General features: G+C 68.9%; 25 protein-coding genes. 12 read left to right on the top strand and 13 right to left on the bottom strand.

Going from position 1 to position 20,746, the window contains the following annotated elements:
- The first annotated feature begins 316 nt into the window (after positions 1–316).
- Both ACIQCY_RS02375 and ACIQCY_RS02370 read left to right on the top strand, forming a co-directional pair.
- Complete coding sequence (locus ACIQCY_RS02375; RefSeq protein ID WP_400482278.1) at positions 317–748, top strand: hotdog fold thioesterase; 432 nt, start codon at positions 317–319, stop codon at positions 746–748.
- Positions 745–1,608 carry an SGNH/GDSL hydrolase family protein gene (locus ACIQCY_RS02370; protein ID WP_400482277.1) on the top strand — a complete coding sequence of 288 codons (864 nt, stop codon included), beginning with the start codon at positions 745–747 and terminating at the stop codon, positions 1,606–1,608. Before ACIQCY_RS02375 ends, ACIQCY_RS02370 begins: the two co-directional genes overlap by 4 nt.
- On the opposite strand, the gene ACIQCY_RS02365 is transcribed toward ACIQCY_RS02370, so the two are convergent.
- Entirely contained in the window at positions 1,605–2,333 is a 729-nt protein-coding gene (locus tag ACIQCY_RS02365; RefSeq protein ID WP_400482276.1) for a DUF4386 domain-containing protein, read from the bottom strand. The genes ACIQCY_RS02370 and ACIQCY_RS02365 overlap by 4 nt on opposite strands.
- Positions 2,334–2,439: 106 nt before the next feature.
- On the opposite strand from ACIQCY_RS02365, the gene ACIQCY_RS02360 reads away from it, so the two are divergent.
- The 4 genes from ACIQCY_RS02360 (at position 2,440) to ACIQCY_RS02345 (ending at position 6,327) form a co-directional block, all read left to right on the top strand.
- Positions 2,440–3,126, top strand: coding sequence for a TetR/AcrR family transcriptional regulator C-terminal domain-containing protein (locus ACIQCY_RS02360; RefSeq protein WP_400482275.1), 687 nt, complete (start codon positions 2,440–2,442; stop codon positions 3,124–3,126).
- A gap of 173 nt (positions 3,127–3,299) precedes the next feature.
- Positions 3,300–4,253, top strand: a complete 954-nt coding sequence (locus ACIQCY_RS02355) for a 1,4-dihydroxy-2-naphthoyl-CoA synthase (RefSeq protein WP_400482274.1) — start codon at positions 3,300–3,302, stop codon at positions 4,251–4,253.
- Between the two features lie 7 nt (positions 4,254–4,260).
- Positions 4,261–5,391 (top strand): AMP-binding protein, encoded by a 1,131-nt coding sequence (locus ACIQCY_RS02350; protein WP_400482273.1) that lies wholly within the window; start codon positions 4,261–4,263, stop codon positions 5,389–5,391.
- A gap of 51 nt (positions 5,392–5,442) precedes the next feature.
- Positions 5,443–6,327 (top strand): 1,4-dihydroxy-2-naphthoate polyprenyltransferase, encoded by an 885-nt coding sequence (locus tag ACIQCY_RS02345; RefSeq protein WP_400482272.1) that lies wholly within the window; start codon positions 5,443–5,445, stop codon positions 6,325–6,327.
- 29 nt (positions 6,328–6,356) lie between these two features.
- Here ACIQCY_RS02345 and ACIQCY_RS02340 read toward each other — a convergent pair whose 3' ends face one another.
- On the bottom strand, positions 6,357–6,662 hold the full coding sequence (locus ACIQCY_RS02340) for a DUF4229 domain-containing protein (RefSeq protein ID WP_400482271.1): 306 nt from the start codon (positions 6,660–6,662) through the stop codon (positions 6,357–6,359).
- A gap of 30 nt (positions 6,663–6,692) precedes the next feature.
- Between ACIQCY_RS02340 and ACIQCY_RS02335 the strand changes: the two genes are divergently transcribed.
- Positions 6,693–7,139 carry a PLD nuclease N-terminal domain-containing protein gene (locus ACIQCY_RS02335; protein WP_400482270.1) on the top strand — a complete coding sequence of 149 codons (447 nt, stop codon included), beginning with the start codon at positions 6,693–6,695 and terminating at the stop codon, positions 7,137–7,139.
- A gap of 271 nt (positions 7,140–7,410) precedes the next feature.
- Here the strand turns inward: ACIQCY_RS02335 and ccsB are convergent, their stop codons facing one another.
- The 5 genes from ccsB to ACIQCY_RS02310 all read right to left on the bottom strand — a co-directional run bounded on the left by ccsB (position 7,411) and on the right by ACIQCY_RS02310 (position 12,381).
- Entirely contained in the window at positions 7,411–8,445 is a 1,035-nt protein-coding gene (ccsB, locus tag ACIQCY_RS02330; protein ID WP_400482269.1) for a c-type cytochrome biogenesis protein CcsB, read from the bottom strand.
- Positions 8,442–10,169, bottom strand: coding sequence for a cytochrome c biogenesis protein ResB (locus ACIQCY_RS02325; RefSeq protein ID WP_400482268.1), 1,728 nt, complete (start codon positions 10,167–10,169; stop codon positions 8,442–8,444). The genes ccsB and ACIQCY_RS02325 overlap by 4 nt, the downstream gene beginning before the upstream one ends.
- 55 nt (positions 10,170–10,224) lie before the next feature.
- A complete protein-coding gene (locus ACIQCY_RS02320; protein ID WP_400482432.1) occupies positions 10,225–10,941 on the bottom strand; it encodes a cytochrome c biogenesis CcdA family protein in 717 nt (238 codons plus the stop codon).
- A 105-nt stretch (positions 10,942–11,046) separates the two neighbouring features.
- Positions 11,047–11,616 (bottom strand): TlpA family protein disulfide reductase, encoded by a 570-nt coding sequence (locus tag ACIQCY_RS02315; RefSeq protein WP_400482431.1) that lies wholly within the window; start codon positions 11,614–11,616, stop codon positions 11,047–11,049.
- 90 nt (positions 11,617–11,706) lie between these two features.
- Complete coding sequence (locus tag ACIQCY_RS02310) at positions 11,707–12,381, bottom strand: histidine phosphatase family protein (RefSeq protein ID WP_400482267.1); 675 nt, start codon at positions 12,379–12,381, stop codon at positions 11,707–11,709.
- Between the two features lie 169 nt (positions 12,382–12,550).
- Between ACIQCY_RS02310 and ACIQCY_RS02305 the strand changes: the two genes are divergently transcribed.
- Positions 12,551–13,108, top strand: coding sequence for a YceI family protein (locus ACIQCY_RS02305; protein WP_400482266.1), 558 nt, complete (start codon positions 12,551–12,553; stop codon positions 13,106–13,108).
- Positions 13,109–13,305: 197 nt separating this feature from the next.
- Positions 13,306–13,947, top strand: a complete 642-nt coding sequence (locus tag ACIQCY_RS02300) for a hypothetical protein (RefSeq protein WP_400482265.1) — start codon at positions 13,306–13,308, stop codon at positions 13,945–13,947.
- A gap of 24 nt (positions 13,948–13,971) precedes the next feature.
- On the opposite strand, the gene ACIQCY_RS02295 is transcribed toward ACIQCY_RS02300, so the two are convergent.
- Together ACIQCY_RS02295 and ACIQCY_RS02290 are read right to left on the bottom strand one after the other, a co-directional pair.
- Positions 13,972–14,679 (bottom strand): redox-sensing transcriptional repressor Rex, encoded by a 708-nt coding sequence (locus tag ACIQCY_RS02295; protein WP_400482264.1) that lies wholly within the window; start codon positions 14,677–14,679, stop codon positions 13,972–13,974.
- A 128-nt stretch (positions 14,680–14,807) separates the two neighbouring features.
- Positions 14,808–15,080 (bottom strand): glutaredoxin family protein, encoded by a 273-nt coding sequence (locus ACIQCY_RS02290; RefSeq protein ID WP_400482263.1) that lies wholly within the window; start codon positions 15,078–15,080, stop codon positions 14,808–14,810.
- Between the two features lie 60 nt (positions 15,081–15,140).
- Here ACIQCY_RS02290 and ACIQCY_RS02285 point away from each other — a divergent pair, with 60 nt between their 5' ends.
- Positions 15,141–15,947 (top strand): HAD family hydrolase, encoded by an 807-nt coding sequence (locus ACIQCY_RS02285; RefSeq protein WP_400482262.1) that lies wholly within the window; start codon positions 15,141–15,143, stop codon positions 15,945–15,947.
- Positions 15,948–16,077: 130 nt separating this feature from the next.
- Here the strand turns inward: ACIQCY_RS02285 and ACIQCY_RS02280 are convergent, their stop codons facing one another.
- From ACIQCY_RS02280 to ACIQCY_RS02265, 4 genes are all read right to left on the bottom strand, one after another.
- Positions 16,078–16,176 carry a 30S ribosomal protein bS22 gene (locus ACIQCY_RS02280; protein WP_003792170.1) on the bottom strand — a complete coding sequence of 33 codons (99 nt, stop codon included), beginning with the start codon at positions 16,174–16,176 and terminating at the stop codon, positions 16,078–16,080.
- 192 nt (positions 16,177–16,368) lie between these two features.
- On the bottom strand, positions 16,369–16,581 hold the full coding sequence (locus ACIQCY_RS02275) for a helix-turn-helix domain-containing protein (protein WP_400482261.1): 213 nt from the start codon (positions 16,579–16,581) through the stop codon (positions 16,369–16,371).
- Between the two features lie 179 nt (positions 16,582–16,760).
- Positions 16,761–17,282: an ArsR/SmtB family transcription factor gene (locus ACIQCY_RS02270; protein WP_400482260.1), complete on the bottom strand. Its 522-nt coding sequence runs from the start codon at positions 17,280–17,282 to the stop codon at positions 16,761–16,763.
- 51 nt (positions 17,283–17,333) lie between these two features.
- Positions 17,334–18,536: an acetoin utilization protein AcuC gene (locus ACIQCY_RS02265; RefSeq protein WP_400482259.1), complete on the bottom strand. Its 1,203-nt coding sequence runs from the start codon at positions 18,534–18,536 to the stop codon at positions 17,334–17,336.
- 135 nt (positions 18,537–18,671) lie between these two features.
- Here ACIQCY_RS02265 and ACIQCY_RS02260 point away from each other — a divergent pair, with 135 nt between their 5' ends.
- Positions 18,672–20,084, top strand: a complete 1,413-nt coding sequence (locus tag ACIQCY_RS02260; RefSeq protein ID WP_400482258.1) for a TrkH family potassium uptake protein — start codon at positions 18,672–18,674, stop codon at positions 20,082–20,084.
- Positions 20,077–20,745, top strand: coding sequence for a TrkA family potassium uptake protein (locus ACIQCY_RS02255; RefSeq protein WP_199277098.1), 669 nt, complete (start codon positions 20,077–20,079; stop codon positions 20,743–20,745). Before ACIQCY_RS02260 ends, ACIQCY_RS02255 begins: the two co-directional genes overlap by 8 nt.
- The last annotated feature ends 1 nt before the right edge of the window (position 20,746 follow it).

Here is a 20,746-nt window from a genome sequence, read left to right as displayed (position 1 = left end):
GGGAGCACCCGTGACCCGCCGCCGGCGCGAGTGGTGGCAACAGCGCGAGTTGCGATCCGGGCCGGGAGATCAACCCCGGTGGGAGCGCTCTCACGCTGTGCACCCATCCTGACTGTGACGTAGCGCACTGTCAAGTGGGAGCGCTTCCACCGGCCTTGCCTCGAGATAGAGCGCGGTATCTCCGCAGGTCAGAAGGGGGTCGGCGGGTAGCTCGTGATCCTATTGTTATAGCCCCCCTGCGTCCAGGCGCCGCGTTCCCGGGGGCTAGAGTGGCGGACGAACCCCGCCGGATCGCACCGCCAGGAGCAGCCACGCAATGACGCACGAGTTACCTACCCCATGGACCATCACGCTCGGTGAACTCGACGAGAAGATGGGTGTCGCCATCGTCGAGCAATCCGTCGATCGTGTCGTGGCGACCATGCCGGTCGAGGGCAACCGCCAGTCCTTCGGGCTCCTCCATGGCGGGGCCTCCCTCGCCGTCGGCGAGGCGGTCGGCTCGTGGGCTGCGGTGATCCATGCCTCGACCTTCGGGAAGACGGCGGTCGGGGTGGACGTCTCAGCCACGCACCACAGGGGCACGCGGGAGGGCACGGTCACCATCACCGCGACGCCGATCCACCTGGGCCGGACCCTGACCACCCACGAGGTACTGATCACCGATCAGGCAGGCCGGCGCCTGTGCACCCTCCGCATCACGAATCTCCTCCTCGACAAGCCCGCGTCCGCGGGTACGGTTAGGCCATGACTTCCCCCACGCACCCCCTCCGGAACCGCTTCCTCAGGACCGTCACCCTCGCGGCCGCCACCTGCGCCGTTCTTGCCGGCGGAGCAGGCCCGGTTGTCGCCGCGCCGAAGGCGCCCCTCGCCTACGTGGCCCTCGGGGACTCCTACGCGTCCGGCTTCGGCGCGGGCTCCTACGTCAACGCCTGCGGCCAGTCCCCGCTCGGCCTGCCCGGGATCCTGGACGGCAAGAAGCAGGTGGAGCTCGTGGCGGACGCGACCTGCGCCGGTGCGAAGGTCGCGACGGAACCCGGTGGCGCCCTCGACCTTCCGGAGCAAGTGACGCGAGCGAGGGCTGCCGGAGCACTGTCCCCCTCCACGGACCTGGTCACCATCTCCGCGGGCGGCAACGACGCGGGGTTCGGGGAGGCGGCCGGCGTGTGCGCGACCCAGCCGGCACCCGTGTGCGCACAGTTCGTCGCCGGCCAGAACGCGGCGTCACTGCCGGTCCTGGCCTTGAACCTCGACGCCCTGTACAAATCCATCAAGGCTGCCGCGCCGAATGCCACCGTGGTGGTCACCGGGTATCCGCATCTCTTCTCACCGGAGTTCGGGAATCCCATGATCCCCGTGGCGTCGCAGACGGCCTTCAACGCCGGCACGGACTCACTCAACACCGTGATCCGCCAGCAGGCCACGGCCAACGGGTTCACGTTCGTCGATCTGGTCCCGAAGTTCGAGGGCCACGGCCTCGGCTCGCCGTCGCCCTGGATCACCTTCCGCGCCGGTGCGGCTGACAACCTGCACCCCACGGCCGAAGGCTACAAGTCCGGCTACTTCCCCGCCGTGCGCAGTGCGGTGAACTTCGCCCAGCTCCAGCGCTAGGGACGCGGAACCCAGCCTGCCTCGCCCACGCCACCCGGCAGGGTTGCAGCGCGCGAGCCCGGCCGGCGGAACCCCCTGAACGTGAGGTAGATGCCGAGCGATGCCTCCCATGCGATCTCCGGGAGCGTGGCCAGCCCGGACCAGACCGACGTCTGCTCGTACGCCCCGAAGAGCACCGCGATTCCGGACGCCGACATGAGAGGCCCTCCAACGAGGCCCAGCAGCGCCATGCGGCGGGGCACGAGGCCCGCCCGGTACATGAGGAACCCGAGCAGCAGGCCGTTCCCGATCCCGACGACGAAGCCCGGGCCGAGCAGGAACGTCCAGTCATGGAGGGCCACGAGGGCGCGGGCCACGGGCACGGAGGACGCACTGTCCCCGCCGCCCTCCTGGGCCTGGCGAAGGGTCACGACGGTCAGCACACCGAGCATGCCGACGACGATGAGCACGCACTCGATGATCCGCGCAGCGACGTAGCCGAGTGCCGCGGCCTCGTGGTGGCGCCGGAGCACGGGGAAGAGGACGATCGCGGTGCCGATGTTCGTGATCACCAGCACGATCTCGCACAGGACGCCGAGGAGGATGCGGACGTCCGCTCCCGGGCCGGTGACGTAGTCCGGGTCGCTGAGTACCGGCGCGTAGAGCACGGCGCCCGTGATCGCCGAGACGAATGTGATGAGGAAGAAGATCCCGGCTACCCGGGCAGCCCTGTCGTCGGATGTCATGATGCTCCTGTCGGCCCGATGTGTACGACGTACACTTGTGCCTCGACGGTAGGTGTAGTGCGTACACTTTGTCAACGGACCAGTACGCACCCCGGAAGGAGCATCCGTGGCCCAGCAGGAGGAAGCCGGGCGTCGCCGCCTCAACAGGCAGGCGGTGCTGCATGCCGGCATACTGCTCGCCGATGACGTGGGGATCGACGGCTTCACGATGCGCACGCTCGCGCAGGGGCTCGGGGTGGTTCCGATGGCGCTGTACAAGCACGTCGCGAACAAGGAGGACCTGCTCGACGGGATGGTGGACATCGTCTGGGGCGAGGTGACCGAGCCGGACGCGGAGCGGGGATGGAAGCGTGCCATGCGCGAGCGCGCCGTCTCGCTCCGTGCCGCGCTCACCCGGCACCGGTGGGCGATCGGACTGATGGAGGCCCACGGCAGACCGGGACCGGAGAGCCTGCGGCAGCACAACGCCATGATGGGCTGCCTGCGCGAGAGCGGCTTCTCCTTCCGGACCACCGTCCACGTGACCTCCGCCCTGGACGCCTACGTCTACGGCTTCGCCCTGCAGCAGAAGACGCTCTCGTTCGAGACGCCGGAGGAGTCTGCCGAGGCCGCGGCTGCGACGCATGAGGGGCAGGCAGCCGAGGCCGCGGAGCTGTACCCCTACCTGATGGAGGTCGTCGTCGAACTGGCGCAGTCGGGCTACGACTACGACGAGGAGTTCGGCGTGGGACTGGACCTACTCCTCGACGGCATCGATGCACTGCGGGGGTCGTGGCGCGCGGCCACGGCCTGAGACCCCTTCATCACGCCGGCCCGCAGCCACACCTCACCTCCCGCCAGATCATCCCGGACCCCGCCAGCGCCCACGCCCGGCGGGTCGGCCGGACCCGGGGCACGGCCGGTCCTCTGTGCCCCGGGCGGACCGGCGGGAGTTCCCGCCCGCCGCCGCGCGGCTAGACTCGACGGGTGACTTCAGAGCTCCCCGCCAAGGTATCCGACATCTTCGACCCCACACGGTGGCGCGTCGTCACCGGGTTCGAGGACTTCACGGACATGACGTACCACCGCCAGGTGGAGCGCGACGCCGAGGGCGCCGTGGTGCGCGACCTCCCCACCGTCCGGATCGCCTTCGACCGCCCCGAGGTCCGCAACGCCTTCCGCCCCGGCACGGTCGACGAGCTGTACCGCGCCCTGGACCACGCCCGGATGACGCCCGACGTCGCCACCGTGCTGCTGACCGGCAATGGCCCGAGCCCCCGCGACGGCGGCCACTCCTTCTGCTCGGGCGGCGACCAGCGCATCCGTGGCCGCGACGGCTACCGGTACGCGGAGGGCGAGACGACCGAGACGATCGATCCCGCACGCGCCGGACGCCTCCACATCCTCGAGGTGCAGCGACTCATCCGCACCATGCCCAAGGTGGTCGTCGCCGTCGTCAACGGCTGGGCGGCAGGTGGCGGGCACAGCCTGCACGTCGTCGCCGACCTGACCATCGCCTCCGCGCAGCACGGCAGGTTCAAGCAGACCGACGCCACCGTGGGCAGCTTCGACGCCGGCTACGGCTCCGCGCTCCTGGCCCGGCAGATCGGCCAGAAGAAGGCGCGGGAGATCTTCTTCCTCGCGCGTACATATTCCGCACAGGACATGGTGGAGATGGGTGCGGTCAACGAGGCGGTGGACCACGAGGAACTGGAGGCGACGGCGCTCGCGTACGCCGCCGACATCGCCCGCCAGAGCCCGCAGGCCATCCGCATGCTCAAGTTCGCCTTCAACCTCGCCGACGACGGCCTCGCGGGCCAGCAGGTCTTCGCCGGCGAGGCGACCCGCCTGGCCTACATGACCGACGAGGCAGTGGAGGGCAAGGAAGCATTCCTCGAGAAGCGCACCCCGGACTGGTCCTCGTTCCCCTACTACTTCTAGGAGCGGCGTGGAACTCCTGCCCATCCACACACCCGAGGGATTCGATCCGCTCGGGCTGCTGAAGCCCCTCGCAGCGGCACTGGCCGGCGAAGGACCCGCCGTCGCGCCCCACGTGCTACCGGACCAGGCCTTCGACGGCCTCCTGCCGAACGACGAGATCGCTGCGGTCATCAGCACGTCGGGGTCGACCGGCACACCCAAGCAGACGATGCTCAGCGTCGACGCCCTCGCCGCCTCGGCCATGGGCACCGCCTTCGCGCTCAAGGCGGAGGGCCAGTGGCTGCTCACGCTGCCCGTGCACTACGTCGCCGGCTTCCAGGTCCTCGTGCGGTCCCTCTACGCCGGGACGCAGCCGTGGGTCATGGACACCGCCGCGGGCTTCACGCCGGAGTCCTTCACGGATGCCGCGGCGGAACTGACGGACCGCGTCCGCTTCACGTCACTGGTGCCCACCCAGCTGCACCGCCTGCTGGCCGACCCCTCCCCCGAGACACTCCGGCTGCTGCGCCGCTTCGATGCCATCCTCCTCGGTGGTGCGCCGGCGGGAGCGCCGCTGCGGGCCCTCGCCCGCAGCCACGACCTGAAGATCGTCGAGACCTACGGCATGAGTGAGACCTGCGGCGGATGCGTCTACGACGGAACCCCGCTCGACGGCGTCGAACTCCGTTCCGTCGACGGCCGCCTGCGCATCGGCGGCCCGGTCCTGGCGGACGGCTACCTGAACGCGCCGGAGCTCACCGAGGAGAGGTTCGTCTTCAACTCCGGTCAGCGCTGGTTCGTGACGGACGACGCCGGTGACGTGGCCCTCGACGGGTCCGTGACGGTGCACGGCCGGCTCGACGACGTCATCATCACGGGCGCCCTGAAGGTCTCCGCCGCCAGGGTCTCCGACGTCATCGAGGCGCTGCCCGGCGTCGAACAGGCCATGGTGCTCGGCATCAGCAGCACGGAGTGGGGTACTGCCGTGGCAGCGGCGATCGTGGGCGATGTCGAGGCCGACGTCATCCGGCAGGCCATCCACGTCGAGCTGGGGGCGCACGCCGTCCCCAAGGCCATCGTGACGCTCGACGCCTTCCCCCTGCTGCCGGGCGGAAAGCCCGACCGCCGGACCATCCGGACGCTCCTCGAACGCGCCTAGGCCGCTCCATGGACACCCGAACCACCACCGACCCACCAGAAGGAAGAACCTGTGGCGACTGCCGCTCAATGGCTTGAAGGAGCCCGTCCCCGCACCCTCCCCATGGCTTTCGCCCCGGTGATCATCGGAAGCGCCGCCGCGTACGGCCTCGGATCCTTCAAGCCCCTCAACGCGGTCCTCGCGGCGATCGTCTCCGTGCTGCTGCAGGTGGGCGTGAACTACGCCAACGACTATTCAGACGGCATCCGCGGAACGGACAACGAGCGCGTGGGCCCGCTCCGCCTGACCGGCTCGGGCGCCGCCCGTCCGCAGCAGGTGAAGCTCGCCGCCTTCGCGTGCTTCGGCCTCGCCGTCCTCGCGGGCCTGGCGCTGATCATCCTGTCGCAGGCCTGGGTGCTGCTGCTCGTCGGCGTGGGCTGCATCGCCGCGGCGTGGGGCTATACGGGCGGGAAGAACCCCTACGGCTACCTCGGTCTCGGCGACGTCTTCGTCTTCGTGTTCTTCGGGCTCGTCGCAACCCTGGGCACCACCTTCACCCAGGCGGACCGGCTGAGTGGTGCGGCCTGGATCGGCGCCGTGTGCACCGGCCTGATCGCCATGGCCCTCCTGATGGCCAACAATGTCCGTGACATCCCGACGGACAGCGTGGTGGGCAAGAAGACCCTGGCAGTCCGGCTCGGCGACACCGCCGCCCGGATCAGCTACGTCATGATGCTCGCCGCGGCCGTCCTGCTGCCGCTCTTCCTGAGCTACGAGTACCCGTGGGTGCTCCTGGTCCTGCTGCTCATCCCGGCGTGCCTGATGCCGAGCTGGCTGATGCTCACAGGCAAGAAGCGCAAGAGCCTGATCCCGGTACTGAAGCAGACCGGCCTGATCAACCTCGCCTTCAGCGTGCTGTTCGCTGCGGGGATCGCGATCACCACGGTGCTCGCCTAGGTAGGCTGCCCTGCCGCACAGCTCCTGGCTCAGGCGGCGTTGCGGCGCGGCTTACGGTCGGAGTTGACCGGGGTGTTGGGGTCCAGTGCATCCTCGGCAGCGGCGTCGTCGAGCTCCACGGCCGTGCGGATCGGTGGGGCTCCGGGCGTGCACCGGCGCTGCAGGGTCGCCGCGGCGGCATCGCGGAGTTCGCGGAAGAAGAGGTAGGTCACGCACCAGGCGAGGATGGCGGCCACCACCGCGGACAGGAAGAGTCCCAGGCCCAGCAGCACGCAGGCCACGTAGAACACGACGATCAGCAACAGGCGTAGGGCTGTGAATTTGAGGAAGGCCACGCTCCAAGTTTACTCGCCTACAATTGGCGCATGCCTCGCCTCCTGCTCTTCGCCGCGATCCTGGGGGTCGCCGTCGTGATCTACGCACTGATCGACTGCGTCATGAGCCGAAAACACGAAGTGCGGAGCATCTCCAAGACCGCCTGGTTCGTCACGATCCTGATCCTGCCGCTGATCGGTGCCGGCATGTGGTTCCTGTTCGGCCGCCCGCGCAGCGATGGGCCTTCCGGGCCGCGACGCCCGGCACCCCGCAACCCCACGGCTCCCGACGACGATCCCGCATTCCTGCAGAACCTCGAGGCGCAGCGCCGCCAGCGGGCCCGCGAGCAGGAGCGCCGCCGCCGCGAGCAGGAGCAGCGGGAGCGCGAGGCCAAGGCCGGCGAGGCCGGCAAGGACACTCCGCCGAAGGACGACAAGCACGACGGCGAGGGCAACGACGACGCCGGCTCAGGCTCCACGGGAGTGCATCGCCCCTGATCCGCGTTTCCCCCGCGGGATCTGCCCACTGACAGCGGCTACTCAGTGGGAATGTTCGAACATTCCCACTGAGCCGACCTCCTCGGTGGGCAGAGTGGAACAGCTCCCGGATACCGGGCCGTCCGCGGCCCCACCGGGAAGACTGCCGCGGGACCCCCGCCCGCAGCACGCCCTCCAAGGACCGGGCACACCGCGGAAACACGGGGAGCCCCGCAGCTGATGCCACGGGGCTCCCGATTACTGCCTGCGCCCTGCTGGGGACGCACTCTTCCTAGACTCCCGAGTAGCTGTGCAGCCCCGAGAAGTAGATGTTGACGATCGTGAAGTTGAAGACGATGCAGAGGTATCCGACGATCGACAGCCACGCGGCGCGCGTGCCCGTCCAGCCGCGCGTGGCGCGGGCGTGCAGGTAGCCGGCGTAGACGGTCCAGATCACGAACGTCCAGACCTCCTTGGTGTCCCAGCCCCAGTAGCGGCCCCACGCCTGCTCGGCCCAGATGGCGCCCGCCATGAGGGTGAAGGTCCAGCCCACGAACGCGACGGCGTTGAGCCGGTAGGAGAGGTTCTCGAGGCTCAGCGCGGAGGGCACGAGGCGGAGGAACTTCGCGGTGTCCGCCTTGCCCGCGAGGAGCTTTGCCTCGCGTGAGGTCTGCAGGAGCTGCAGCACGGACATGGCGAACGTGATGGTGAACAGCGCCGAGGAGGCGACGGCGATGGAGACGTGCACGATCAGCCAGTAGCTCTGGAGGGCCGGGATGAGGCGGGCGACGGGCGTGGGGAACCCGACGGTCGCAGCGCACAGCATGATGACCACGAGTCCCACCACGAAGGAACCGACGAAGCGCAGGTCCTTGCGGGTGAGCGTGATGAGGAAGATGGCCGCGACGAGGAAGGCACCGGTGGTGCAGAACTCGTACATGTTGCCCCACGGCACCCGGTGAGCGGCGACGCCTCGGGTGATGACCGCGGCGCCGTGGATGACGGCGGCCAGTACGGTCAGCGAGACGGCGATGCGGGCCGTTCCACGCCGCGGCCCGGCGCCGTAGTCCATCGAGTCGTCGGCCGTGGTGGGGTGCGCGGGCGCGGCTGCCGCCGTCGAACCGGTGCTGCCCGCCCCGACACCCGCGAGCGCACGGGCGGGCACGGCCTGCTCGCTCGCCAGCCGCGTCTCCAGGCTGCCGATGGTCGAGCTGGACTTCACGAGGTCGAGCACGAAGAAGACGAGGGCCACCACGTAGGCGATGGAGGCCAGCAGCATGAAGAGCTCACTGACCTGCCCGAGCTCAGCGTTGACTGGTGGTGTCATGAGTTGTCCTTTGTGTTGTGGTGCGGCTGCCTCGTGCCGGCTGCCGACGTCGCGGCCCCCGGCTCCCTATTTTCCCCCGCGGTGCCGGACGGCACCAACCAGCGATCCGCCAGCAGCTTCTCGACGGCTCTGCCCTCCGCCGGGAGCCGGTGGTCCTCACCGCGCGCCAGCAGCCCGTACTCGATCATGATGCGTCCGTCGGGGTGCTCGCCGGTCCGCACCCACAGCCTGCGCCGCCCGATGAACAGGGACGCGGACAGGCCGAGCAGCGCGAGGGTCGAGAACACGAGGGCTCCCACCTCACCCGGATCGTGGTGGATGTCGAGGGCCACGTAGCGCTTGAGCCCGTCGAACGTGACCGACCCCTTGCCTTCGGGGAGGTCGTAGGTGTCGCCGACGCCGAGGACGATCCCGCCGTCGTCGTTGTTGCGGCTGTTGAGTTCGGTGAGATTCTCGGTGTCCAGCACGTAGACGTTCTCGGGAGTGCCGTCGTCGAGCCCCAGGTCCCCGTAGTAGGAGTTGAGATTGAGCTGCGGGTTGAAGGGGTCCGGGTCCCTCGAGAAGGACACGCCCTCCTCGTCCACGAACGCGGTGGGGAGGAAGAATCCCACGAACCCGAGCTGGTCCGGCTTCGCATCGGGCGCCTTGAGGACGATCAGCGAGGTGTACAGGCCGTCGGACGGGACCGAGACGACCGGCCCCTGCGACGCGATGTTGCCCTCTCCGTCGCGCACGGTCACCACCGGCGCGTAGCCGTTGCCGACCAGGTACACGTTCGTCCCGCCGATCGTGATCGGCGCGTTGACCTTGAGGACCTGCTGCTCCTCGTCCTGGCCGGGGCCGTCCTGCGTGGTGACGTTGGCCGTGAAGTCGAGCGGTTGGCCGTAGTGGCTCTCCTGCTCCCGGTCGAAGCGGACGTCGAAGGAGTCCAGCCGGATGGAGTAGGGCTCGAGCTGGTCGTCCGAGAAGTTGGAGCCCGGGTTGAAACTGTCGTAGCCGATCAGGGTGTTGACGAAGCTGTCACCCTCGACGATCACCTTCTGGCCGTTGTAGCCGAAGAGACCGCCGACGGCGACCGACACCAGCACGCCGATGAGCGAGGTGTGGAAGACGAGGTTGCCGAACTCCTTGGCCAGGCCGCGCTCGGCGCCGACGGACGGGCGGTCCGTCCCGGCGTCGCGCACATCCACCCGATAGCCCCGCTTGCGGAGCACCGCGGCTGCCTGCTCGGCCGCGGACGACGGCGTGAGGCCCGCGTCGCGCGCCTGATCCGCCGGCACCTCGAGCGTCCCGTAGACGGGCAGGCGCGAGAGGCGCTTGGGCGTGCGCGGCGGCTTGGAGCGCACGGCCCTGAAGTGTGCGATCGCGCGGGGCACCACGCACCCGATCAGGGAGATGAAGAGCAGGAGGTAGATCGCGGAGAACCAGACCGACGAATAGACATCGAAGAGCTGGAACCAGTCGAGGACGGGCCCGGAGTCCGGGTTGTCCTGGATGTACTGCGTGACGACCGCGGGATTCGCGGGCCGTTGCGGGAACAGCGACCCGGGAACCGCGGCGACGGCGAGCAGGAGCAGGAGGAACAGCGCCGTGCGCATGCTCGTCAGCTGCGTCCAGGCCCACCGCAGGGTGCCGAGGAACCCGAGTGAGGGCAGGACGACGTCGGACCTGGCGTCCCGGACACCCTCCGTGTCCCTCGTGTCCTGCGTGACGTCCTGCTTCACTGTGCCCTTCCCATCAGAATCGGTTCGCGTGCGTGGCTTCCGTGCATCGCCGTGCTCAGATCGGCAGGACCACGGTGCCGATCAGGAGGTCCTGCAACCGCGTGATCCAGAAGTTCCAGACACCGGTCACCATGAGCACCCCGACGAGCACCAGGAGCCCCCCGCCGGCGCGCTGCAGCAGCAGCCGGTGCTTCCTGAAGAAGGCGAGGGCGCCCATCCCCCGCCGCACCCCGAGCGCGATCAGCAGGAACGGCAGGCCCAGGCCGAGGCAGTAGACGAACGTGAGGACGGCGCCCTTCAGCGCCGTCGCGTCATTGCCCGAGATGGCGAGGAGCTGCACCGCACCGAGGGTGGGGCCGATGCACGGCGCCCAGCCGAGGCCGAAGGTCAGCCCGAGCAACGGTGCTCCGAGGAGCCCCGCGGGAACGCGCGCATGCAGGCGGCTCTCGCGCTGGAACCAGGAGAAGCCGCCCATGAAGACGATGCCCAGGAGGATCACGACGACGCCGAACACCTGGATGAGCCAGCCCTGCGAGACGCGCAGGAAGGCCCCGAGCTGCCCGAACAGGGTGCCGTAGGCCATGAACACCACCGAGAAGCCGAGCACGAACAGCCCGATCCCCGCGACCATGCGGCCCCTCTTCTGCTTCTCGAGGTCCACCCCGGTCAGTCCCGTGACGTACCCGAGGTACCCGGGGACCAGCGGCAGCACGCACGGTGAGGCGAAGGAGACGAGACCCGCCAGCAGTGCGACCGGCAGGGCGAGGAGCATGGAGCCGTTGAGGACGGCGTCGGCGAAGGCGTTCCCCGCGACGAGGGGAAAGGCCGCGGCCGGCGGCGCCACGAGCCCGGTCACCGACAGAACCCGGCAGCCGCGCTACTCTGCGAGCGCATCGCTGATCAGGGCCTTGAGGGTGCTGCGGTCGGCCAGGCCGAGGATGCGCGCGGACACGCGCCCCTCCCGGTCGAGGACGATCGTGGTGGGGACGGCCTGCGGTGGCACGTACTGCGTCATGTCGAGCAGCACCCCGCCGTCCTTGTCGTTGAAGCTCTCGTAGGGGATGGCGAAGCTGCGCTCGAAGGCCTCCGCCGTGGCCTGCTCGTCGCGGATATTGACGCCGTAGAAGGCGGCGCCCTGCGGTCCGTACTCGTCATGGAGCGAGACGAGGTCCGGTGCCTCTTCGCGGCAGGGGGCGCAGGAGGCGTACCAGAAGTTGAGGACGGTGACCTGGCCGTTCCACTCCGCACTGGACACGGGGGTGCCGCCGAACAGGGTGCCGGACACCTCGACGGGCTCGCCCCGGTCCGCTTCCGCGTACTCCGTGACAGAGCCGTCGCCGGCGATGTAGTTCTTGCCGTCACCCGCAGCGGCCTGCTGCGCGAGGGGATCCTCGGCCGCGCAGGACGTGGCCACGAGCGAAACCGGCACGGTGAAGGCCAGGGCCATGCCCAGCTTCAGCAGGAGGCGGCGCTTCGTGGGACGGGCGGTTGTGGTCACGGCTACTTCCGTTGATTTCTACGACGTGTAGTAATTCTATTACGCCCCGGGGACATTCGCCGCACCGGGCAGCAGGTCGGCGCACGGCTCCGCGTAGCGCACGCGCCGGATGGTGTCGCCGTCGAAATCGAGCGACGTGATGGAGGTGAGGGTGCACTCGCGCTGGCGCGGATCGTGCCAGAGCCGGCGGTGCTCGGCGGCGAGCCTCGTGACCCAGATGGGGAGCTGGTGACTCACGAGGATGGCCTCGACGGGACGGTCGGTCGCATCGCCACCGAGTTCGAGGGCACGACGGCGCGCGTCCTGGACGGCCGCCAGAACACGTACGGCCTGCTGGGTGTAGGGCTCCCCCCAGGAGGGCCGGAACGGGTTGACGAGGAGTGGCCAGTACCGCGGCTGGCGGAGCCTGCTCTTGATCTTCGACATCCCCTCGAAGCGGTTCTCCGCCTCGATGATCCGCCCGTCGGTGGTGATCGTGAGGTCGAGCGCTTCGGCGACCGGCTGCGCCGTCTCCTGGGCCCGGGTCAGCGGGGACGCCACGAGGTGCACGATCCGGGCGCCCTCGTTCCGTCGCTGCGCGAAGTAGCCCGCCATCTGCTCGGCCATCTGCCGGCCCAGTTCGGAGAGATGGAACTCGGGGAGCCTTCCGTAGAGGACCCCCTCCGGGTTGTGGACCTCACCGTGGCGCACCAGGTGGACGGTTGCTCGCTGCATCCCTCCAGTTTCCCGCATGCCCCGCCCCACGGCCAATCGGACCCTGCGCCCCGACGGAACGCCCTGCAGGATTAGTTGAAGCTTTGAGTGTAGGGTGGAATAAAACATGCATACGCATGCTTCTACAGATCGTAAGCATCCACTGTTCACCACACTTCAGGAGTTCTCCATGACTGTCCCCTCAGGCCTCACCTCCGGCACCTGGTCCTTCGATCCCGCCCACAGCGAGGTCGGCTTCAGCGTCCGCCATGCCGGCATCAGCAAGGTTCGCGGCTCCTTCAAGGACGTCGATGCCTCGCTCACCGTCGGTTCCTCACTGGAGGACTCCAGCATCACGGCGACCATCAAGACCGCGTCCTTCACCTCCGGGGACGAGAACCGCGACGGCCACGTCAAGGGCGCCGACTTCTTCGACGTCGAGCAGTTCCCGGAGATGACCTTCGTCTCCACCTCACACACCGGCTCCGGTGAGACCTACGAGATCCACGGCGACCTGACCATCCGCGGCATCACCAAGGCAGTGGTCCTCGACGCCGAGTTCAACGGCGTGGCCGTGGATCCCTTCGGTGCCACCCGCGCCGGCGTCTCCGCCTCCACCAGCATCTCCCGCAAGGATTTCGGCCTCACCTGGAACGCAGCCCTCGAAGCCGGCGGCGTCCTGGTCGGCGACAAGGTGACCATCACCATCGAAGCCGCCTTCGTGGCTCCCGCCGTCGCGACGGTCTAGTCCTTCCGGCCTCCGGGCCACTCGCGTCCCGCCGCCCCGGCCGACGTCGTCCCTCCGACGACGTCGGCCGTCGGCGTCCAGGCCCTGTTCCCGCCGTGAACGGACGAACTAGGCTGGCAGGACCACATCCACGACGGGGACGTCCATGGGGGCACCGTCGGATGGATGACGCGACGATCACAACGGAGGACGCCGAGATGAGCACGCCACAGGACCCGCGGTACGGGCAGGGCAACGACCAGGGGAACGGCCAGTCCCCGTACGGCCAGCAGGGCCGGCCAGGACCTTACGGCGGGCAGGACGACGGCGGCCGGTACGGCTACCAGGCGGCCCAGCCCTCCGGCTACGCCTACCCGGGAGGCGGAACGCTGCCCCAGCAGGCGGAGAAGGGCCCCGCACCCCGGGAGGTCCAGCGGGCCTACGTCCTGATCCTCGCCGCGGGAGTGCTCTACCTCGCCTCCGCCATCATCTCGGCGCTCACCTCCGAGGTCCCGGATATGGCGGGCGCGTCATTGGGCGTGGGGATCGGCCTCGTCTTCTCGGTGGTGTTCGCCGCGGTCTACGTGGTCCTGGCGGTCTTCATCCGGAAGGGCCACAACTGGGCCCGCATCACGGCGACCGTGCTCGCGGCGCTCAATGTGCTGGGCCTCCTCGCCAGCTTCCTGCTCCTCCCCCTGGCCGGACAGGCGGCCGAGGCGAGCGGACAGTCCGTGGCCGCACCGTCGGGCCTGTCACTTGCGCTGAGCGTGATCGTCACACTCCTCGGCGTCGCCGGCGTCGTCCTGACGTACCTGGTGCCCGCGCGGCCGTACTTCGCGCCGCGCAGGCTCGGGTACTGAGCCGAGGAACCGCAGGCCGCCTGCCTACTGGGCGCGGGAGATCGGACCGAGGTCCGGCTCCTGCGCCCTTTGCGCGTGATAGGCCAGGATCTGCAGTTCCGTGGACATGTCGACCTTGCGCAGCTGCACGTGCGGTGGCACCTGGAGCACCACGGGAGCGAAGCTGAGGATGCTCGAGATGCCCGCCGCGACGAGCCGGTCGCACAGCTCCTGCGCCACGGACGCGGGTACGGAGAGGACCGCCATGTTGGTGCGGGTGCGCTCGAGCACCGCCTCGAGGTCGTCGACGGCGCTGACCCTCAGATAGCCGACCTCGGACCCGACCACGAGCTGGTCCGCGTCGAAGAGCGCCACGATCTCGAAGCCCCGCGATCCGAATCCGGAGTAGCCCGCGAGCGCACGGCCGAGGTTGCCCGCTCCGATGATGGCCACGCGCCAGTCGAGCGTGAGTCCCAGGGCGATCGAGATCTGCCGGTTGAGGTACTGGACCTCGTAGCCGACCCCCCGCGTGCCGTAGGACCCGAGGTAGGAGAGGTCCTTGCGCAGCATGGGGGAGTTCACGCCGGCGGCATCGGCGAGCTCCTCCGAGGACACGCGTTCGATCCCCTCGGCGAGCAACGAGTTGAGCGCTCGGAGGTAGATGGTGAGGCGGGCTACCGACGCAGGCGGGATGTGGCGCGCGGCATCACCCACGGGGTGGAGGCCTGGCATGTCCGGCGTTGTCACTGTCATCGGCTCCGTTGATCGCTCCGCCGCACCCGGTCGGTGCGTGCCCGATCCCGGGTCCCTCGACGTCGGGGGCGGAAGTATGACCACTTTATGCCGACGATGCGGGGCCACCAAGCCCGGGCCGGGTGGGACTAGGCCGTGCGGTTCCCGGTGAGCAGCCGGCGCAGCCTCGACTCGTCGATGGACCAGAAGTCCCGCTGCACGCCGTCGATGAACAGGACGGGCAGTTCCTCGGCGAAGCGGGCGCCGAGTGCGGGCGCGTCGGCCACGGACAGTTCCTGCCAGCCGACGCCGAGTTCGCCGGTCACGCGCCCCACCACGGTCCGCGCATCCTCGCACAGGTGGCACTCGGGACGGGTGAGGAGCACGACGCCGGCACCCGGCGACTCGACTGGCGTTTCCATGCTTCCACGGTACTGCCGCGCCGCGGCCAGGCCGCAGGGGCGAAGAACTAGACTCGGAGCATGCCGTACGTCGCCCGGGGCCTGCAGCCCCCACCAGAGCCACCGGCCACGGGTGAGGCGGCCTTCTTCGACGTCGACAACACGTTGATGCGCGGCGCGAGCCTGTTCCACGTGGCCAGGAAGATGTACCAGCGCAAGGCCTTCACCCTGAGGTTCGCCGCGGGGCTGGCCTGGAAGCAGCTGCGGTTCATCATGCGCGGCGAGACCATGACCGATGTGAACTCGGTGCGTGACGCGGCCCTCGCCTTCGCCATCGGCATCGCCCACGAGGACATCCTGGCCCTCGGCGAGGAGGTCTACGACGAGATGATCGCTTCCAAGATCTGGCCGGGCGCTCGGGCCCTGGCGGAGCAGCACCTGAGCTCGAACCGGCAGGTATGGCTCGTGACGGGGACGCCGGTGGAGGTTGCCGCGGTCATCTCCAGCAGGCTCGGGCTGACCGGCGCCCTCGGCACCGTGGGAGAAGTGGCCGATGGCCTCTACACCGGGAAGCTGGTCGGCGACTTCCTGCACGGCCCGGCCAAGGCCGCCGCCGTCCTCGAGCTCGCCGAGCGGGAGAACCTCGATCTCGCTCGCTGCTGGGGCTACAGCGATTCCTACAACGACATCCCCCTGCTGACCGTCGTCGGACATCCTGTCGCCATCAATCCGGACAGCAGGCTCCGCCGCCATGCCCGCGCGAACAACTGGCCGGTGTACGACTTCCGCAGTGGCAGGCGCGCCGCGACGTTCGGGCTGCGCGCGGCCACCCTGGTCGGGTCCGTCTACGGGCTGTGGCGCGGTTTCTCGCGCTTCAGGAGCCGCTGACGCCCGGCCCTGCCCCGAGGCCGCGAAGGTCCCGGACGCCGGAGCCGGGAACGACGACGGCCCGGCTTCCACGCCGCGAGGGCGGGAATCCGGGCCGTTCGGCACACTCCGGCTTCTGGCCGGGCGCCGGCTACTTCTTGTTGCGGCGCTGGTGACGGGTCTTGCGAAGCAGCTTGCGGTGCTTCTTCTTTGCCATACGCTTGCGGCGCTTCTTGATTACTGAACCCATAGAGTCCTCACAAACTGTTGTTCGGCAGCACGGACTCCGGGCAGAAGCCGGGAGGCCAGCGCTGGGGTGACGAAAGGCGCGTACCTGGTGGCAGTTGCCCGGATGATGCAAAAGGTGAGCGGGCCCAGACCCGCCCAAAACGCTCCTTAACAGGGTACATCCGTTTGGCGAACGGACTGGACGCGTGCCCGCTCAGGCGCTCTCGGACTGGCCGTCGACCTGCGCGTGGTGGAGGAACTCCTCGACCGCCGACTCCGGAACGCGGTAGGACCGACCGAACTGCACCGCCGGCAGGTCTCCTGCATGGACGAGCCTGTACACGGTCATCTTCGAGACACGCATGAGCTCGGCCACCTCGGCGACCGTCAAGAACTGCACATCCGAGAAGTTATTCCCGTCTGCCATCTCACCACTATTCCTTTGCATGGAGGCCTGAAATTTCACCCTGAGACCGGCATCGAGAAGGATACCCCGGAGCGACTGAACGGCGTGTCGCCTTGTGCCGAAGGATGATCCGCCCAAGGGACCACTCTAGTGGCTGGTGTGACCAAAGTGAAAGGCTGCCGCGGGGCTGTGGACTGCCCCTACGAGGACGGGTCGCGACGGCGCCGCAACTGCGACAGGAGGTCCGCGGCCCGCTCTGCGGCCCGGCCCATGGTCCTGCCGATCTGCTGGCGGGGAACATCCACGCCGACCGGGGATTCCGGACCCGCGAGGACGGCAGCAGCCAGTACCTCCGCCTCCGCGGTCTCCGGCGCCTCGGCGGGAACGATGTCCGGCGCCGCCTCGCTCCCGAGGCCACCGAGATCATCCCGCACCACGGTCACGGCGTCGTCCCCGGGCGCCTGCACCTCGAACTCCGCCAGCCACTCGCGAACGCGGGCCAGCGGTGCCGTGTCCAGGGAGTAGTAGCGCTTCTGGCCCTGGGCCCGCATGCTGACCAGGCCCGCTTCCCGCAGCACCTTCAGGTGCTTCGACACCGTCGGCTGACTCACCTGCAGCTCGACGACGAGCTCCCCCACCGCCTTGTCGCCGTCGCGCAGGTGCTTGAGGATCTGCCTGCGCGTTCCTTCGGCGATGACAGCGAATACATCATCGATTCCCATTCGACCACCCTAGCGATATATACGCCGAACGGCATCCTGCCGGTCCGCGCTTCAATCGAACCACGGGTCGAGGCCGTGCAGCGGGAACACGGCCTTCCGCGTCGCCATCACGGTGCGGTCGAGATCGTCATTGGGGTCGTACCCGACCTCCCAGGAGCGCCACCACGGATCAGCGCCGTCACCCATCAGGATCGGGGCGTCGAGGCCGTGCCGCTCGAGGACATAGTCCCGCCAGGCGGCAGGCACGGGCGTCTTCGGGCCGATGGCCGCTCCGGCCGCCACGGCGACGAGCAGCGTCCAGGACCGCGGCACCACGCTGGCGAGGGCGTATCCGCCCCCACCCGTGGCGATCCACCGCCCGCCGCACAGGCGGTCCGCGAGGTCGCGCACGCCGAGCATCATGGCGTGCTGGGCGTCGACGCTCACGCGCAGGTTCGTGAGGGGATCCTCGCGGTGCGAGTCGCAGCCGTGCTGACTGACGATGACATCGGGCGCGAAGGCCTCGGCCAGCTGCGGCACGACGGCGTGGAAGGCCCGCAGCACCGCGGCGTCACCGGCGATCGTGGGCAGTGCGACGTTCACCGCATAGCCCTCCGCTCCCGGCCCTCCCGTTTCGTTGGCGAATCCGGTGCCAGGGAACAGGCTCATACCCGTCTCGTGCAGGGAGATCGTCATGACGCGGCGGTCGTCCCAGAAGATGCTCTGCGTGCCGTCGCCGTGGTGCGCATCGACGTCGATATAGAGGACGCGCTCCGCGCCGCGGTCGAGCAGCCGCTGCACGGAGGCAGCGGCGTCGTTGTAGATGCAGAAGCCGCTCGCACGCGAGCGCGCGGCATGGTGCATGCCGCCGCCGAAATTCACCGCCCGCACGGCCGAGCCCTGCATGATCGCCTCCGCGGCGCCGAGGGAGCCACCTGCGAGCCGCGCGCTCGCCTCGTGCATGCCGGCGAACGCGGGGGTGTCCTCCGTGCCGAGGCCCATGCCCGCGTCCGACGCCGTCGGATCGGTGCTGACCCGGCGGACCGCCCGGATGTAGTCGGCACTGTGGACCGTGGCGAGCTCCTCGTCCGATGCGACGAACGGTGCGGTGACCGTCACGCCGTCGAGGTCGAGCAGCCCGCAGTTCCGCGTGAGCCGGGCGGTCAGGTGCAGCCGCTCCGGGTTCATGGGGTGCTGCCCGCCGAAATCGTAGGCCAGCATCGAGTCGTCCCAGACGACCTGGAGGGGCACCGCCGGCCTTGAGTGCGTAGACATCCCTGCAAGGCTACGCGATCCGTGATATTTCGACGACGCACCCCGGCAGGATGCTTTACTACTGCAGGGGACAATAAGGATGATCACGGTGCCGCTTCGGCGGAAGGACCAGCAAACGGGGCAGAGCGGGCGTCAATGGTAAGTCAACAGCCACGGTGGCTGACGGACGATCGACACGGATACGTCAGGCTGCTGGCCTCGGTCCGCGACTTCGTCGACTCCTTCGCGAACAGCTCCCCGGCGCGCCTCGCCCTCTTCATCTTCACCGGCGTCATCCTCGTCTTCACCGCCCTCCTGAGCCTGCCCGTCGCGACCAGCAGCGGCCGGGCCACCCCCCTGCACGACGCCTTCTTCACCGCGGTGTCCGCCGTCTGCGTCACCGGCCTCACCGTGGTGTCCACGGCCACGCACTGGTCCTTCTTCGGCCAGCTGGTGATCCTGCTCGGCATCTTCATCGGCGGGCTGGGGACCCTGACGCTCGCCTCCCTCCTCGCCCTGATCGTGAGCAAGCGGCTCGGGGTGCGTGGCAAGCTGCTGGCCCAGGAGGCCCTCAACAACGCGAGCCGCCTCGGTGAGATCGGTACGCTCCTGCGGATCGTCATCACCACGTCGGTGGTGATCGAGATCGTGCTCGCCGTCGTGCTGATCCCCCGGTTCATGATCCTCGGCGAACCCTGGTGGCAGGCGCTCTGGCACGGTGTCTTCTACTCCATCTCGGCCTTCAACAACGCCGGATTCACTCCGCACAGCGACGGCCTGGTGCCCTACGAGACGGATCTCTGGATCCTCACGCCGCTCATGGTCGGCGTCTTCCTCGGCAGCCTCGGCTTCCCGGTGATCATGGTGCTCGTCCAGGTACGGCACCGCTTCAGCAAGTGGACGCTGCACGCGAAGCTCACGGTGTACGTGTCCCTGATCCTCCTCGTGGCCGGGACCTTCGCCTGGGGCTTCCTCGAGTGGGAGAACGATCGGACCATCTCGAACCTCAGCGTGGCCGACAAGTCCATCCATGCCCTCTTCGCCTCGGTCATGATGCGCTCCGGCGGATTCAACCTGGTGGACCAGAACGACATGAACTCGACGACGATGCTCCTCACGGACGCGCTCATGTTCGCCGGCGGCGGCTCGGCGTCGACCGCGGGGGGCATCAAGGTCACCACGATAGCCGTGATGTTCCTCGCGATCGTCGCCGAGGCTCGTGGGGACGCCGACGTCCGGGCCTGGGGCCGCACCATCCCGCAGGGTGCGATGCGCGTCGCCATCTCGGTGATCTTCATGGGCGCCACGCTGGTGCTGGTCGGGAGTGGACTGATCCTCGCGCTCACCGACGAACCCCTGGACAAGGTGGTCTTCGAGGTCATCTCGGCCTTCGCGACCTGCGGCCTCAGCACCAACCTCAGCGCAGAACTGCCCCCTGCGGGCAAGTACATCCTGTCCGCCCTGATGTTCGCCGGGCGCATGGGCACCATCACCCTCGCCTCGGCCCTGGCGCTGAGGCAACGCAGCACGCTGTACCGCTACCCCGACGAGAGGCCGATCATTGGCTGAAAGACCCGCCCACAACGCACCCGTCCTCGTGATCGGCCTCGGCCGCTTCGGTGCCGCCACGGCCGAGCAGCTGGTCCGGCAGGGCCGCGAGGTCCTGGCCATCGAGCGGGACCCGCAACTGGTCCAGAAGTTCTCGGGCATCCTCACCCACGTGGTCGAGGCGGATGCGACGAACCTCGATGCCCTCCGGCAGCTCGGCGCCCAGGAGTTCTCGGCCGCCGTCGTCGGGGTGGGAACCTCGATCGAGTCCAGCGTGCTCATCACGGCCAACCTCGTGGACCTCGGCATCGACCACCTCTGGGTCAAGGCGATCACGCCCTCGCACGGGAAGATCCTCAAGCGCATCGGCGCCAACCACGTGATCTACCCCGAGGCCGATGCCGGCCAGCGGGCGGCGCACCTCGTCGGCGGCCGCATGCTCGACTTCATCGAGTTCGACGACGGCTTCGCGATCGTGAAGATGTACCCGCCGAAGGAGACGCAGGGGTTCACGCTCGCGGAGTCCTCGGTGCGCTCGAAGTACGGAGTCACCGTCGTCGGCGTGAAGTCCCCGGGGGAGGACTTCACCTATGCGCGGCCCGACACGAAGGTGTCCGGCCGGGACATGCTGATCGTCTCCGGGCACGTGGACCTGCTCGAGCGCTTTGCCGGCCGACCCTAGG

This window comes from Arthrobacter sp. NPDC092385, assembly GCF_044755105.1.
Taxonomy (GTDB): Bacteria; Actinomycetota; Actinomycetes; order Actinomycetales; family Micrococcaceae; genus Arthrobacter_D.
This window is presented reverse-complemented; position numbering and strand designations above follow the sequence as displayed.